Annotated in this window: 14 protein-coding genes; 6 read left to right on the top strand and 8 right to left on the bottom strand. The window is 50.6% G+C overall.

Annotated features, from left to right (window positions below):
* Positions 1-74 precede the first annotated feature (74 nt).
* Together HR45_RS00575 and HR45_RS00570 are read left to right on the top strand one after the other, a co-directional pair.
* Positions 75-608, top strand: coding sequence for a hypothetical protein (locus tag HR45_RS00575; protein ID WP_037438673.1), 534 nt, complete (start codon positions 75-77; stop codon positions 606-608).
* A gap of 206 nt (positions 609-814) precedes the next feature.
* Positions 815-1054 (top strand): hypothetical protein, encoded by a 240-nt coding sequence (locus HR45_RS00570; RefSeq protein ID WP_037438671.1) that lies wholly within the window; start codon positions 815-817, stop codon positions 1052-1054.
* 177 nt (positions 1055-1231) lie between these two features.
* Here the strand turns inward: HR45_RS00570 and ssb are convergent, their stop codons facing one another.
* The 3 genes from ssb to HR45_RS00555 form a co-directional block, all read right to left on the bottom strand.
* The gene (gene ssb, locus HR45_RS00565; protein ID WP_037438669.1) at positions 1232-1924 is read right to left on the bottom strand and encodes a single-stranded DNA-binding protein; all 693 of its coding nucleotides are present in this window, start codon (positions 1922-1924) and stop codon (positions 1232-1234) included.
* A 39-nt stretch (positions 1925-1963) separates the two neighbouring features.
* On the bottom strand, positions 1964-3331 hold the full coding sequence (locus HR45_RS00560; protein WP_037438667.1) for an MFS transporter: 1368 nt from the start codon (positions 3329-3331) through the stop codon (positions 1964-1966).
* A 268-nt stretch (positions 3332-3599) separates the two neighbouring features.
* Complete coding sequence (locus HR45_RS00555) at positions 3600-4715, bottom strand: NADH:flavin oxidoreductase/NADH oxidase (protein ID WP_037438665.1); 1116 nt, start codon at positions 4713-4715, stop codon at positions 3600-3602.
* 172 nt (positions 4716-4887) lie between these two features.
* On the opposite strand from HR45_RS00555, the gene HR45_RS00550 reads away from it, so the two are divergent.
* The 3 genes from HR45_RS00550 (at position 4888) to HR45_RS00540 (ending at position 10780) form a co-directional block, all read left to right on the top strand.
* A complete protein-coding gene (locus tag HR45_RS00550) occupies positions 4888-5760 on the top strand; it encodes a LysR family transcriptional regulator (protein WP_037438663.1) in 873 nt (290 codons plus the stop codon).
* 119 nt (positions 5761-5879) lie between these two features.
* Positions 5880-8705 carry an excinuclease ABC subunit UvrA gene (uvrA, locus tag HR45_RS00545; protein ID WP_037438662.1) on the top strand — a complete coding sequence of 942 codons (2826 nt, stop codon included), beginning with the start codon at positions 5880-5882 and terminating at the stop codon, positions 8703-8705.
* Between the two features lie 236 nt (positions 8706-8941).
* Positions 8942-10780, top strand: a complete 1839-nt coding sequence (locus tag HR45_RS00540; RefSeq protein WP_037438660.1) for a DEAD/DEAH box helicase — start codon at positions 8942-8944, stop codon at positions 10778-10780.
* Between the two features lie 169 nt (positions 10781-10949).
* On the opposite strand, the gene HR45_RS00535 is transcribed toward HR45_RS00540, so the two are convergent.
* Genes HR45_RS00535 through HR45_RS00525 form a run of 3 tightly spaced genes read right to left on the bottom strand, consistent with a single transcriptional unit; the run spans position 10950 to position 13228 of the window.
* Entirely contained in the window at positions 10950-11186 is a 237-nt protein-coding gene (locus tag HR45_RS00535; RefSeq protein ID WP_037438658.1) for a non-oxidative hydroxyarylic acid decarboxylases subunit D, read from the bottom strand.
* Positions 11186-12625 carry a non-oxidative hydroxyarylic acid decarboxylases subunit C gene (locus HR45_RS00530; protein ID WP_037438656.1) on the bottom strand — a complete coding sequence of 480 codons (1440 nt, stop codon included), beginning with the start codon at positions 12623-12625 and terminating at the stop codon, positions 11186-11188. The genes HR45_RS00535 and HR45_RS00530 overlap by 1 nt, the downstream gene beginning before the upstream one ends.
* An 18-nt stretch (positions 12626-12643) precedes the next feature.
* A complete protein-coding gene (locus tag HR45_RS00525) occupies positions 12644-13228 on the bottom strand; it encodes a non-oxidative hydroxyarylic acid decarboxylases subunit B (protein ID WP_037438654.1) in 585 nt (194 codons plus the stop codon).
* Between the two features lie 203 nt (positions 13229-13431).
* Between HR45_RS00525 and HR45_RS00520 the strand changes: the two genes are divergently transcribed.
* A complete protein-coding gene (locus tag HR45_RS00520) occupies positions 13432-13854 on the top strand; it encodes a MarR family winged helix-turn-helix transcriptional regulator (RefSeq protein WP_037438652.1) in 423 nt (140 codons plus the stop codon).
* 162 nt (positions 13855-14016) lie between these two features.
* On the opposite strand, the gene HR45_RS00515 is transcribed toward HR45_RS00520, so the two are convergent.
* Both HR45_RS00515 and HR45_RS00510 read right to left on the bottom strand, forming a co-directional pair.
* Positions 14017-15045 carry a DUF2955 domain-containing protein gene (locus HR45_RS00515; protein ID WP_037438650.1) on the bottom strand — a complete coding sequence of 343 codons (1029 nt, stop codon included), beginning with the start codon at positions 15043-15045 and terminating at the stop codon, positions 14017-14019.
* Positions 15046-15053: 8 nt separating this feature from the next.
* Positions 15054-16112, bottom strand: a complete 1059-nt coding sequence (locus HR45_RS00510; protein WP_037438648.1) for an HlyD family secretion protein — start codon at positions 16110-16112, stop codon at positions 15054-15056.
* Positions 16113-16124: the final 12 nt, after the last annotated feature.

Below are 16124 nucleotides of genomic sequence, written 5' to 3'. Positions count from 1 at the left end.
CTTTAGCCATGTCACCTATACTTGGTAACGATGTTTGTTAACTATATGTAACAAACAAGTATGAGGACATGCTCATGAAACCCCGCACTCATATCTTAATTCTGTTATCAATGGGCTGTATGTTTAATGCCTATGCCGCGGATAACGCTGAAAAACTGCTCGCCGACGCGCTTAGCGCGGCCCCGCCTACATTAAGAGATAAAGTCACAGTACTCGACTGGGACAAAAATGTGCTGCAACAGGGCACCAGCAATTACACCTGCTTCCCTACCCCGGCACAATTAGTTGGCACAGCCCCAATGTGTCTCGATGGTCCATGGATGGAATGGGCCGATGCTTGGATGAACAAAAAGCCGTTCCAAGCCAAAACGATAGGGATCTCCTATATGCTCGCCGGCGATGAAGGCGCGAGTAATATCGATCCCTTTGCCCAGGGCCCAACGCCCGATAATGAGTGGATTAAAGAAGGCCCGCATCTGATGATTATTACGCCAGATGCCGCATTACTTGATTCGTTACCGACCGATCCCAGTAGCGGCGGCCCTTATGTGATGTGGAAAGGTACGCCATACGTTCACATCATGGTGCCGATCGGCGCTCGCGAATAACAACCACCAAGGCATTGATGTATCACGCAGCAATGCCTTTTCCCTTTCCAACGCTTGTTCGCACTCCATAAATCTGTTTCATTTTTCCAGGTCGATCAGTCCGTGTGACTCTGATAGATTACTTATCAACTGCTGTACTTGACGCGATTACTTCAGTGGGCGACTTTTAGTTCCGTTAGCATATAAAACGTTACCAAGGACTTATCATGAGAATAATTTTGTTGCTAATTGTATTGGTGATAATTGCTTGGTTATCCTTGGATCAAATAAAAACTATTAGTCCAATAACCGACCAGCAGAATCCGTCCGGCAGCGAAGCATCCGTCCCGCAAAATGCGCAAGATCTTAAACAACTTAAGAGTAATCTTGATTCATTGGTTCAAAAGTCGGCAGAGAACACTCAGCAGAAAATTGATGAAGCAACAAACCAAGATAAGAACAATTAGAACAAATGCCTGCTTGAGCTAATAGCTGGGGCTCGAACCCGCTATTACTTGCTTGCTTTTTGACGACACAAAGCAAACATTCAGAAGATAAATCCCAAATTTTCCCAACAAAAAAGCCACTGGATTCCAGTGGCTTTTTCAATCCTTTCAATGAAGCGCTTGCTTCATTGAAAACAATTAGAACGGGATATCATCATCCCAACCATCATCCAGATCTGGTGTGTAGTTCTGTTGTGGTTGTTGCGCTGGCGCGGACTGTTGCGGCGCAGCTTGTTGTGGACGCTGAGCCTGTTGTGGCTTAGGCGCATAACCGCTGTTACCACTGTTTTGCTGTGGCTGCTGATAGGCAGGTGCCGACTGTTGCGGCGCAGCATTATATTGTTGTGGTTGTTGCGGCGCAGAATACTGAGGTTGCGACGATTGCTGAGGTGCAGCGCTGTATTGGTTGTTGCTACCACCTTGTTGCGGTGCACCGCTATAACCGCCGCCCATGTTGCCGCTTGGTGCGCCACCTTGACCTTGGTTACGGCCACCGAGCATCTGCATGCTGCCGTTCATATCAACAACGATTTCAGTGGTGTAACGGTCCTGACCGCTTTGGTCTTTCCACTTACGGGTTTGCAGTTTACCTTCCAGATAAACCTGAGAACCTTTGCGCAGATATTCACCGGCGATCTCTGCCAGTTTGCCGAAGAACACCACACGGTGCCATTCGGTACGTTCCTGCTGCTGACCCTGTTGGTCTTTCCAGGTATCACTGGTTGCTACCGTGATATTGGCAACGGCATTGCCGTTTGGCATGTAACGTACTTCTGGATCTTGTCCCAGATTACCTACCAGAATTACTTTGTTAACACCACGACTGGCCATTTAACTCTCCTGAATTTTGCTTAGCTGTGCTGAATCGATCTAACTGGCAGAGCCTAACACAGCTCGCGCCTGTCTTAAATCAAATTTGTCATCAACCTTGAGATAGGCAACCTTCTCTTCCAGCACCACAATCGCCTCTGCAACACCTGTCAGTTGCGACAATTCAGTCGCCATTTTACGTGCATGTTCACGACCATCCACATTGGCTTCTAGCGTGTAACTTTTGAGAAGTTTTGGATTTTTCATGCCAAAAGTCAGTGCCAGCCACACCAGCATTAGCACGATACCAACACAAAATACCCCTTCGGCGCCGACCATTTGATAAGCACTGCCACCGAGCACACCACCACAGAATGCACCTAAAAACTGGCTGGTCGAATACACGCCCATGGCCGAGCCTTTAGCACCAATCGGACAAAATTTAGAGATCAAACTTGGCAGTGACGCTTCCAGATAGTTAAACGCGGTGAAGAAGGCAATAATTGCCACGCATAGCGCAACTAATGAGTGTGCAAACAACGCCATTATCGACAGCGCGACCACCATAATCACCAAGGCGATTTGGAACATCTGTTTGGTGTTCTGCCGCTTCACCCCAATGATAATCATCGGCACCATCAACATAAATGACAGTACAAACGCGGGGAAATACAGCATCCAGTGATGCTCTTTCACCAACCCGGCATCGACCAAATCAAGCGGCAGTGCCACGAAGACAGCGGTCAGCGTCAAGTGCAATAAAAAGATACCAGCATCGAGACGAAACAGCTGTGGATCTTTTAGCATTTTCAGCAACTTACCCGCATCAGCAGTAGTATCACCGCTCGGTGCATGGCCTACCGGATTCGGCACCAACAGATACATGATCACCATGCCCACCAATGCCAACACTGCGGTTAAGCCAAATAAACCAGACAACCCCAGATATTGCGTGACGACGGGACCAGCCAGCAGTGCCAGCGCAAATGAGCCACCAATACACATGCCGATAATCGCCATCACTTTGGTACGTTGCTCATCGCGGGTTAAATCCGCCGCTAAAGCTAATACCGCCGCCGCAATGGCGCCCATCCCCTGCAGTGCACGCCCAGCGACGACGCCATAGATGGTGTCAGACATAGCAGCGACAACGCTACCCGCAGCGAACACCAACAAGCCCGCAAGAATCACGGGTTTGCGGCCGATTTTGTCGGAAAGAATCCCCATTGGGATCTGCAGTAATGCTTGTGTTAGGCCGTATGCGCCGATAGCGATACCAACCCAAAGCGGTGAAAAACCTTGCAGGTGCTGACCATACAATGCGAACACGGGCATGATCATAAACAAGCCCATCATTCGCAGTCCAAACACACTCGCGAGCGAAAACGCGACCCGTTTCTCGGTGCCGGAAAGCCCGTTTTTGGCCATTTGCGATGCCTTTTAATTATTAAAAACTTAAGAAAGTAAATGTTAACACGAGGCCAATGTTCACCCAAAAGCAAAATCAGCCACTTGCGAGCTCGGCCGCCAAAAAATTAATTTAAGCTTAATTAATCAAAAAGATAGAATAATTAAATTCCGTTAATACAGATGGATAGCTGCTGCAGCTCAGTCACATTTTAGCGCGCAGCATGGTAGGCAAAATAGAAAAGCACCCGTTGTTGGGTGCTTTATCGCAAGATAGTGCAGCTACGGATTATTGCGCAGACCCCGTGCCGGGACCACGATAACGTGACAACCAGTAGGCGTATTGCTCAGGCAATACTGCGGCGGGCTTTTCTTCACCGAGTGCCAACGCGATCTGCAGTGGATAATGTGGATCGGCTAAGTGAGCACGACCAATCATCACCAAATCGATGCTACCGTCGGCAATTGCTTGGTTCGCTAGCAGTGGATCATCAATACACCAACTGGTAGCTACTGGGATTTCAGTTTGTTGTGCCACTTGAGCAGCATAAGGCACCATAAAGCCAGAGGCCCAAGGCACGTTGGCGTTTTGGGTGGAGAAGCCCATGCTAACGTTGAGCATATCGAGTCCAGCCGCCTTAAACTGCCGCACTAATTCAATGGACTCCGCCAGCGTTTCTTCATCACGGCCGTCGAACTCAATCACACCAAAACGGGCGGTCAAAGGCAGATTTTCCGGCCACACTTCACGCACGGCGCGCAGCGTTTCCAGTAAGAAACGACCACGACCAGCAGCATCACCACCGTATTCATCAGTGCGTTGGTTAGCTTCACGAGAGAAAAAGCTCTGCGCCAGATAACCATGGGCAAAATGCAGCTCGAGCCATTCAAAACCCGCGTCGAGCGCACGCTTGGCGGCGCAGACAAAATCGGCGGTGACCCGCTGAATATCGTCGAACGTCATCGCATGCGGCACTTTCGGTAAACCGCCACCAAAGGCGACAGCCGATGGTGCAATGGTATCCCAGCCATCCGCGTGCTCCGATGGAATATGATCATCGCCCTGCCAAGGACGGTTGGCACTCGCCTTTCTTCCGGCATGACCAATCTGAATCCCCGGCACAGCACCGGCCGTTTTAATCGCTTTAGCAACAGCAGCCATGCCCTGAACTTGGCCATCTTCCCATAGCCCGGTGCATCCTGGTGTAATACGGCCTTCTGGCGATACAGCGGTTGCTTCCACGATCACCAATCCCGCCCCACCTCGGGCAATAGATGCATAATGCGCTTGATGCCAATCACTGGTGTAACCGTTAATTGCGCTGTACTGACACATGGGCGGCACCGCAATACGGTTACGCAGAGTGACACCTTTGAGTGTGTACGGCTGAAAAATTGCAGACATAAAGCTTCCTAATAACAACTAAACAGAGATAACAAACGCTCCGTCGTTTTTGCTCGCACACCATGGGTTGCTTTGCGACAAAAACGATTGGAGAAATTTAGTTGCCTCAGTGTAGGCCGCAACAACTATAATATGAACCAGTGACCAATTATCGTTATGATAAATTTTACTTATGATTAATCCGCAGTGGCTGCACACCTTTGCCGTGCTCAGTGAGATGAAAAACTTTACTCGCACCGCCGAGCGCTTAGGCATAACCCAAGCAGCAGTGAGTCAGCAGATGCGCCAGTTGGAACAGCAACACGGGCAACTGTTGCTCCGTCGAGGCCGCGAGATGACCTTGACCCCGGCAGGCTTGGCGTTGCTGCAATATCATCAAGAGATACAACACGCGGAAAATCGCTTGCAGATCCGTCTCACCGAATGCGAATCGACCTGTGGTGACGTGGGTTTAGTATCCACTGGCAGTATCGGTTTGCGGCTGTACCCACTGTTGCTCGACATGCAGCAACAACACCCTGGCTTAGTCCTTCGTCATCGCTTTGCCCCCGATCCGGAAGTCGTGGAAGCTGTGCTCAGCAATAAGTTTGAATTAGGCATCACCAATATTAAGCCCGACGATGCGCGTTTGAATGCCAGCTGTTTTACCAAAGAACCGTTAGAGCTTGTGGTGCCTGCGGGTAAGACGATTCAACGCTGGCAAGACTTAGTCGATTTAGGCTTTATTGACCATCCCGATGGCCGCGCCATGGCGACACGCCTGCTGAGCCGGGTGTTTCCCGGTAACCCCGGCATAAGTAGCTTGCCTATCAGCGGTTTTACTAACCAAGTCAGCCTATTATTAGCGCCAGTGGCGCGTGGTTTAGGGTTTACTGTACTGCCGCATTTCGCCCGCAGTAGCTTTGCTGAGCAAGCGGCAATCTCGGTGGTCAGCAGCGAAGTTGCGGTAGTGGATACCTTATGGTTAATCCATCGTCGCGAGTGGCCGCTATCCAGCCGTGCCGAGCGTGTGGTGGCCTTTTTACGCGGGCAACTTAAGTGCTAATTCGCGTTTATTAGTGCACCGAATCCGTCTTAGTTTCATTGCTATTGCATCTAGGAGCTGTGCTGATTTTGTGCAATACTGCACGTTTTCCTCCAGCAAGCAGTAAAAGCCTTTTCAACATGGAAAACATCGAAATCCGCGGTGCCCGCACCCATAATCTGAAAAATATCAATCTCACCATTCCTCGCGATAAGTTGATTGTAATCACCGGGTTATCAGGTTCAGGTAAGTCATCGTTGGCGTTTGATACCTTGTACGCCGAAGGTCAACGCCGTTATGTTGAGTCACTGTCAGCCTATGCTCGGCAATTCCTCAGTTTGATGGAAAAGCCCGATGTTGATCATATTGAAGGCTTAAGCCCTGCGATTTCGATTGAGCAGAAATCCACTTCCCACAATCCACGTTCCACCGTGGGCACTATTACCGAAGTGTACGACTATCTACGTTTGCTGTTTGCCCGTGTGGGTGAGCCACGCTGCCCGACCCATGGTGAAAACTTGGCGGCACAAACCGTCAGTCAGATGGTCGACCAAGTGCTAACCCGCCCCGAGGGCGAGCGCTTAATGCTGCTGGCACCTGTGATCCAAGCCCGTAAAGGTGAGCACGTTAAACTGCTGCAAAGCTTGGCAGCACAAGGTTATATCCGTGCCCGTATCGATGGTGAAGTCTGCGATCTCTCCGATCCGCCAACGCTGGAACTGCAAGTCAAACATACCATCGAAGTGGTGGTGGACCGCTTTAAAGTGCGTGACGATCTGCAGCAGCGATTGGCCGAATCATTTGAAACCGCGCTGGAGCTGTCAGGCGGCATCGCCACCGTGGTCAGCATGGACGACAAAAAGGCGCCTGAATTGCTGTTCTCGGCTAACTTTGCCTGCTCGCAATGCGGTTATTCGATGGCCGAGTTGGAACCGCGTTTGTTCTCTTTTAACAATCCGGCAGGTGCTTGCCCCACTTGTGACGGTTTGGGCGTACAACAGTTTTTCGACCCATCGCGGGTGATCACCAATGATGAATTATCGCTGGCAGGCGGTGCTATTCGCGGCTGGGATCGGCGTAATTTCTATTACTTCCAGATGCTGAAATCTCTGGGCGAACACTTTAACTTCAGCGTGGAAACGCCGTTTGCCGAGCTGCCGGAGAAGATCCAGCAAGTGGTACTTTACGGCTCAGGCAAAACCAGCATTGCCTTTAAATACATCAACGATCGCGGCGATGTGGTGGTACGCAACCACCCGTTCGAGGGCATCCTCAACAATATGGATCGTCGCTATCGCGAAACAGAATCCAATACGGTGCGCGATGAACTGGCCAAATTTATCAGCACTCGTCCATGTACCAGTTGTGGCGGTTCACGCCTGCGGGAAGAAGCCCGTAACGTGTTTATTGGCGACATCAACCTCCCCGTACTGAGCGAATGGTCGATTGCCGACGCCTGCGATTACTTCACTCAATTGAGCTTTGAAGGACAAAAGGCGCAGATTGCCGAAAAAGTGCTGAAAGAGATTGGCGATCGCTTAGGCTTCTTAGTCAACGTTGGCCTTAACTATCTCAGCCTATCTCGCTCAGCCGATACCCTTTCCGGTGGTGAAGCGCAGCGTATTCGTCTCGCCAGCCAAATTGGTGCTGGTCTGGTCGGGGTGATGTATGTGCTCGATGAACCTTCGATTGGTTTGCATCAGCGAGATAACGAGCGCTTGCTGAACACCCTCACCCATCTGCGCGATCTCGGTAATACCGTGATTGTGGTCGAGCACGATGAAGATGCGATTCGCATGGCAGATCATATTATCGACATCGGCCCCGGCGCTGGCGTGCACGGCGGTGAAGTTTTGTGTGCTGGTGATTTAGCCAAGATTACCGCCTGCGATGAATCAATCACTGGCCAATATCTGTCAGGTAAGAAGAAAATCGAAGTCAGTTCGCTGCCAACGCCATGCGATCCGGACAAGATGATCAAGCTGTTTGGTGCCAGCGGCAACAACCTCAAAGATGTCGATTTGGAAATCCCGATCGGCTTGCTGACCTGTATTACCGGTGTGTCCGGTTCAGGCAAATCGACGCTGATCAACGACACCTTTTTCCGCATTGCGCACCGAATGCTCAATGGCGCAACGGTCACTGAGCCCGCGCCATATAAAAGCATTGAAGGCATGGAACAGTGCGACAAAGTGGTGGATATCGACCAGAGCCCGATTGGCCGTACGCCGCGCTCTAACCCCGCCACCTACACCGGCATCTTCACGCCAATCCGTGAGCTGTTCTCCGCCACCCAAGAATCGCGCACCCGCGGTTATCAGCCGGGACGCTTCTCGTTTAACGTCAAAGGCGGCCGCTGCGAAGCCTGTCAGGGTGACGGTTTAATTAAGGTAGAAATGCACTTCCTGCCCGATGTTTACGTGCCGTGCGATGTCTGTAAAGGCAAACGCTATAACCGTGAAACGCTGGAAGTGAAATATAAAGGTAAGAGCATTCACGAAGTACTGCAGATGACCGTAGAAGAAGCGCGAGTGTTCTTCGATGCGGTACCTGCGATTGCCCGTAAGCTGCAAACACTGATGGAAGTGGGCCTGTCCTACATTCAGCTTGGCCAAAGTGCTACTACGCTCTCCGGCGGTGAAGCGCAGCGGGTAAAATTGGCGAAAGAACTGTCCAAGCGTGATACCGGCAAAACCCTGTATATCCTAGATGAGCCAACCACAGGTTTGCACTTTGCCGATATTCAGATGTTGCTGGATGTACTGCATCGTCTCAAGGGCCAGGGCAACACCATCGTGGTGATTGAGCACAATCTCGATGTGATCAAAACTGCTGATTGGATTATAGATTTAGGCCCTGAAGGCGGCGCAGGCGGCGGTACCATTTTAACGGCTGGAACACCCGCTGAAGTGGCGCAGCACCCAACATCGCATACTGCACGTTTTTTGAAGCCGATGTTGAGTTGAGTTTTTTCGGTGAAACAAGTAGTTACCGTCTAGACACAATTTTGCAAAAAAGACAGTTATCTCAAGCGTAAGCTGGCGATTTCGCCAGCTTACGCTACAATTTTGTGGATATTTGTTGGCCACAGCGATATAATCCGCCCCTTTTTAACGGAAAAGTCGGCGCGGGGTCGGATTTTCCGTCTGTGTGAAACCATTCCTGTGTCAATTTTGGCACATCCACAAGGCTACAAAATTCAATGTCATCTGAACTTACTTTCCGTGAACTCGGTTTGTCCGAGGAGCTTTTGGTCGCGCTTAACGAGCTAGGCTATGAGCACCCAACCCCTATCCAAGCAGCGAGTATTAAACCGCTGATGGAAGGCAAGGATATCCTTGGTCAAGCCCAGACTGGTACCGGTAAAACCGGTGCATTTGCGTTGCCGTTATTGAACGCAATCAAACGTGACCTCAACGCCCCGCAGATTCTGGTACTGGCGCCAACGCGCGAACTTGCTGTACAAGTTGCCGAAGCCTTTTCCAGCTATGCCAAATTTATGAAAGGGTTCCACGTACTGCCTATCTATGGTGGTCAAAGCATGCATCAACAGTTGCAAGCTCTGCGTCGTGGTGCTCAGGTTGTTGTAGGTACACCTGGCCGCGTAATGGACCATATGCGTCGCGGCACTCTGAAACTAGAAAATCTGCAAGCGTTAGTGCTCGACGAAGCCGATGAAATGCTCAAAATGGGCTTCATCGATGACATTGAATGGATTCTTGAGCACACGCCAGAAACTCGCCAACTGGCGCTGTTTTCCGCCACCATGCCTGAGCAGATCAAGCGTGTGGCGAACAAGCATTTGAACGAACCAGTTAACATCAGTATTGCAGCGAGCCACACCACCGTTGATTCTATCGAACAACGTTTTGTACAGGTATCGCAGCACAACAAACTGGAAGCACTGGTTCGGGTACTGGAAGTGGAAAACACTGAAGGTATCATCATCTTCGTGCGTACCCGTAACTCATGTGTGGAACTGGCTGAGAAGCTGGAAGCCCGTGGTTACGCGAGTTCACCACTGCACGGTGATATGAACCAACAAGCGCGTGAACGCGCGGTTGATCAACTGAAATCTGGCAAGCTGGATATTCTGATTGCGACCGACGTTGCCGCCCGAGGTTTGGACGTTGAACGTATCGGTCACGTAATCAACTACGATATTCCATACGATACCGAAGCTTACGTACACCGTATCGGTCGTACTGGCCGTGCTGGCCGTACCGGTATGGCAATCCTGTTTGTGACTAACCGCGAAATGCGCATGCTGCGCACCATCGAGCGCGCCACTAACAGCCGTATTTCACCAATGAAGATCCCTGGCCCAGAAGTGGTAGCGGAACGTCGTCTGTCACGCTTGGGCGAGCAGATTGGCACCGTGATCAACAATGAACAGCTGGACTTTATGCAGAGTGCTATCGGCACCCTGAGTTCACAGCTGGAAATTGAAACTGAAACCTTGGCAGCGGCACTGTTGTACTTGGTACAGCAAGAACGTCCATTGCAACCACCTGCGATTCAAGAACGCGTACGTGATAGTCGTGACAGCCGTGAAGGCCGTGACGGCAACCGTCGTGATGATCGCAATGGCGACCGTAAGCCACGTCGTGCACGTCCAACCGGTGATCTCGGTAGCGCTGAGCAGCTAAAAGATAATCCAGACATTAAGATGGCACGCTACGTGATTGAAGTAGGTCGTGACCACGGTGTGGGTGTAGGTAACATTGTTGGCGCTATCGCTAACGAAGCTGACATCGACAGCCGTTACATCGGTCAGATCCAACTGCTGGATCAAATCAGTACGGTTGACCTGCCTACTGGCATGCCAAAAGAAGTATTGAGCCATCTGCGTAATGTTCGTGTATGCGGTCGTCCAATCAATATCCGTGAAGCGGGTAGCGAAGTGGAAGGCGCAGCTCCATCACGTCGTCCACGTCGCAGCGAAGGCCGAAACGAAGGCAATGGCCAACGCCGTGAGCGTCGTCATGATGACCGCGGTGATCGTAAACCGCCACGCCGTCGCGAAAGCAATAAGCAATAAGCAATAAGCAATAAGCTGCTTATCTCATAAAAAATGCCCGATGAATTCATCGGGCATTTTGTTTCTATCACTTTGCGTTTGCTGTCTTGGTTAACCAGCAAAGTACTTTATGTTGCACACAAAAAAGTCGGCCTAATCAGGCCGACCTTTGCCAAAATCGCGGCAGCGGTTAACGCTGATCCTCTGGTAACAAGGGTGGAATCGATGGCACCATAGGTGCGTTATCAATATCCGCTTGCGTCATCTTAAACGCTTCTGGGTAGTGTTCCGGACTTGTGCGACGCAACGGTTCAGTCGAACGCCAAGTGTAGAGACAATGTTGGCACTGAAAAACTTGCCAAACATCAGGCACAGGTGAATCAGCCAGCACTTCAACGTGCTCATCATTACAACGTGGACAAATCATTATTTTCTCTCCTTAGCCTGTTGCGCAATTAAGTCGGTCAGCTTAGTGATCCACTCTTTAGTTTCAGGCAGATCTTTCACAGGCTGGCTGTAGTGGCCGCGGTTATCTGGCGCCACGGGTGTAGTGGCATCGATGATCAACTTGTCGGTGATGCCAGCAGGTGATGAGCCAGGATCCAGCTCTAACACCGACATATTCGGCAGTTGTACTAAGTCACCAGCGGGGTTCACTTTGGCTGACATCGCCCACATCACCTGTTGTAGGTCAAACGGATCGACATCCTCATCCACCATGATCACCATTTTGACGTAACCCAAGCCGTGAGGCGTAGTCATAGCCCGCATCCCCACTGCCCGAGCAAAGCCGCCAAAGCGCTTCTTAGTCGAGATAATGGCGAGCAAACCATGGGTATACATGGCATTAACCGCTTGTACTTCAGGAAACTCCGCTTTCAACTGCTGATACAAAGGCACGCAAGTCGCAGGGCCCATCAGATAGTCAATCTCGGTCCACGGCATACCTAAATACAGTGATTCGAGAATTGGGTTGGTGCGATAAGAAACTTTGTCAATACGGACCACGGTCATGTTACGACCACCCGAGTAGTGACCGGTAAACTCACCAAAAGGTCCTTCAATTTCACGCACACGACTTTCGATCACGCCTTCCAGAATCACTTCTGAGCCCCAAGGCACATCAAAACCGGTTAATGGCGCAGTGGCGATTGGATAGGCTTTTTGGCGCAAGGCACCAGCCATTTCATATTCTGATTGATCATATTTCAGCGGCGTCGCTCCCATCAAAGTGATGGTTGGGTCGTTACCTAGCGTAATCGCAATCGGCAGATCCTGACCGCGCTCTTCCGCCTTATTAAGGTGGATTGCAATATCATGCATCGGCACCGGTTGCAGGCCTAGCTTGCGCTTGCCCTTCACTTCTAAGCGATAAATACCGACATTTTGTTTACCAAAGTTATCCGGATCTGTCGGATCACGCGATACGGTGCAGGCTTTGTCGAGATAGAAACCACCATCACCATCATTCAAACGAAACAGCGGCAGAATATCGAACAAGTTAATGTCGTCACCATCGACACTGTTTTCTGCCCAAGGTGGATTATCGCGGCGCTCTGGCGCTACCGGGAATTTGTCCCAACGACGAATAAATTCGGCAATCTGTTCGCTCACTGGCGTGTTAGCAGGCATATCAATGGAAATGGCGTGGTTTTGCCATGAGCCAATGGTGTTCATCGCCACACGGGCATTGGTGAAACCTTCAATATTGTCGAACCACAACGCAGGAGCACCTTCACCGATACGCCCCGTGGCATTTGCCGCTGCCGCAATATCTGGCTCTGCTTTCACTTGCTCCGAGATCCTCAGCAGTTGCCCTTGTTCATCTAGGGCTTCGAGGAAACCGCGCAAATCATCATATGGCATAATGTTTCTCCTAGTGGATTAAATTGAATTTTCCGCGTGAGCCAGTCCCTGCCAGCGTTTGGCTTTGGGAAACTCAAGATCAAACTGATCCAGCACACGAGCGACGATGTGATTTTTGATGTCATCAATCGTTTTCGGATGGTTGTACCAAGCGGGCATTGGCGGCACCATGGCGACCCCTTTTTGTGCAAGTGCCAGCATATTTTCTAAGTGGATAGTGCTTAACGGCGTTTCTCTTGGTACCAGTACCAGCTTGCGATTTTCTTTAATGATCACGTCTGCGGCTCGACCCACTAAGCCCTCGGCATAGCCTGCTCGAATACCTGCTAGCGTTTTCATGCTGCATGGAATAATGATCATGCCGTCGGTCTTAAATGAACCGGATGAAATGCTTGCCGCTTGATCTGAAGAGCTGTAGGTAAAATCCGCCAAGGCACTGATATCGCGCGCGCTATATTCCGTTTCTAACTCAATGGTCGCTTTAGCCCAGCGCGAGAGGATCAGATGTGTTTCGACGTCAGGAATAGCCTGAAGCGCTTGTAGCAGTGTTACCCCCAAAGGCGCTCCGGTTGCCCCTGTCATTCCCACAACGATTTTCTTCATATCTGATACCTTAAATTAAGTTCGTATACGAACAATGTGCACAGACTAATCCGATTTAGGCACAAGATCAATCGTCGATCACAAAAAAGTTCGTTTACGAACATATTTTGATACTATGCTCCTGTAATCTATCGGAATTTTTTTTAACGGCTTATGGTATAATCCGATAACCATCTAAAAAATAACGTTTTTAGGGTCTTTACATGGCAGCAAACCTAGGACATCAAGCCTTTCATTTGATGCGAAAGTTGATTCAAGAACATACAGCGCTATGGCAAAGCGAGGCTACAGAACTGACCAAACCGCAGTTTTCAGTCCTGCTGGCGATCTCAGAAAAGCCCGGGCTTGAACAAGCGGAATTGATGGCGGCCTCGGTCTCCACCAAAGCAACCTTGGCAGAGATTTTAGGACGGATGGAAAAGCGTGGCTGGATTTTGCGCGAGGCGGGCACCACCGATAAGCGGCGCAAATTTGTCTATCTGACAGAAGCGGGCTGCGCCTTGTTACAACAGGCCAAAGTATCAGCTGAGTTGGTAGATAATCAGTTTGTGTCGCGACTTTCTGAAGCCGATCAGCAAACCTTTATTCGACTGTTGAACGAGATGCTGTCTAAATCGGGCAGCTAATACACAAACACTTTAGCTCAAGCAAGATATTCCCCCTCATATAAGGCGTTGTAGCTAAATAAAAAACTGAGCGACACCGTTAGGTCTCGATCAGTTTTTTATGCGCTAACAAGTGTGGCAGCAACCTTCTACGCAATCACATTGACTCAATAGTGGCCAGCGTTAAACACCAAAGCGAGTCGCTTCAAAGCTATTGAGCAGACGGTGGATCAGATAAACCACCACCAAGGTGGCGACGATCGCCCCGAGAATACTGCTGATACGGTATAACGCGCTATACACCATATCACCATTGGGCGACAGGTATTGGCCAAAGAGGATCCCCAGCGTGGTCATTGAACCAAAGCCGATCCCAGAACCAGAGCGTTCTTTCACATGGATCTGTGCACAAAGCATCACGCTAATCCAGAACAGCGGTAGCAAGAACAGCAAAATTTCTGCCCAGTCATAGAGCAATATCTGAATCGCCAATCCCATGCAAACACCGACAATGGTGCCGTAGGCGCGCTTGCGGGCATAGCCCAGAGCCCCGTTCCAATGCATCGGGAACAACAGCAGCAACGAGGTGGCTTGCGCCGACAAGGAGTCGCGCAGATCAAACATCTGAAACACCACAAACGACATCGTTGCCATGCTGGCACCGAGCAGCGCTTCGTGACGCATGCGATGTGGCATCTTGCCTTCTGGTTTGAATGCGGGCCGAGGTTCAACATCGGGGATCAGCCATTTCATCAAGTAAGCGATGCCCACCGAAGTAAACGACGCCATGATGTTGAGTGTAATCAGATCGTTCACATCAACCGATGGATAGCTGGCGAAGTGCAGCATAATACTAAGACTGATCACGCCATTAGCGCCGTATAAAAACAGCGAACCTTTGGACATGGCGGCAAAGCAATGCAGAAACAGCACAAACACCAGCAAGGTCATCGCCAGCGGATGGCCACCGAGAATACCGCCAAAGATACCCACTTCGAGGCCACACACGATATTGGCCGCAATCAGTTGCCGAGCCGCATGGCCGTTCATCACGGGCACCAGCCCCAGCAGCAACATCGGCGTCACGACAAAGAATACGCCATTGTCCCAGCCCATCACCTTACACAAAGTAAAGCCGAGGGTGGAGCCGGTCGCAATGCGCAGACATTGACGCAGGTCGTTGGCGGTTAACGACATATGAGGTAAAAACATAACGGCCTTTAGTAGATGTAGTGCAGCAGACTAATGAATTTAATCTGTACTTTCGCCAGAAAGCCCATAACGCCGGACTCAGGCAACAGTTGCACCGTGGCACGCGCACCAGCGGCTAGAGTCCGCTCTGAAGGATTTTCCAGAGTAAAATGCAACCGCAAACGCTGAGCGTCACGTACCCAACGGTTTGACTGCTCAGGCGAAGCGAGGGAGCCATCGGCGGAAAACTGCCCGGCGCTCACACCCGCATCAATACTGCTGACAGACGCTGCGTATAACATACCGGGATCACCATCGAAAGTGACATAGGCGCGATAGCCCTTAGTGACGTTCCGAATGGTTTTCTCACGGAAATCAGCAATCACATCCAGTTTGTCAGACACCAACGCCATTACCGGCGCATTGACCGACAGCACACTGCCCTGCTGCAACTGCAAGTTACTGACAATACCGTCTTCATCAGCGGTGACTTGGGTGTAGGACAGATTCAACTTGGCTTGCGCTAACTGGTTTTTTGCCAGTCGCAGACGCAGGTTATCTTCACCAAGACTGCCGCGCGACACCTGCAACCGACGCAAGGTTGCCTGCGCCGCATCAAGACTTGCTTGAGCCGTCTTCACTTCAGTATCGCTCTGCTCTTCGCTCTGACGCGATACGCTGTTGTCTTCGACCAAGGCATGCAAACGTTTGGCTTCTCGCTTGGCTTGTGCCAGTGCCGCTTCATCAGCAATCACAGTGGCTTTCGCGGCCGCAATTTGTGCATCTAACTCAGCATTATCCTGCAGCGCCTGCTCCAGATTGAGCTGCGCTTGCTGCAATGCGAGTTTGTAAGGCGCGGCATCAATTTCAAATAGCACCTGACCTTGTTTGACGTGCTGGTTGTTGCTCACCGCCACATTCACGACTTTGCCCGACACTTGCGGGGCAACTTTGGTGACCAGTCGTGTTGCCATTGCTTGAGGGGTCAATGGCGCTGACATATCGGCAAAAATGAAATAGCCAAACAGCAAGACAAACCCACAGATAGCGAATTTAATGATGCGGGCGAATTGTTGATCTGGTGTCATTAAAAACAACGC

It is taken from the genome of Shewanella mangrovi (assembly GCF_000753795.1).
GTDB classification, from domain to species: domain Bacteria; phylum Pseudomonadota; class Gammaproteobacteria; order Enterobacterales; family Shewanellaceae; genus Shewanella; species Shewanella mangrovi.
Note: the sequence above shows the minus strand (reverse complement) of the source record. Positions and strands in the feature narration are given on the sequence as shown.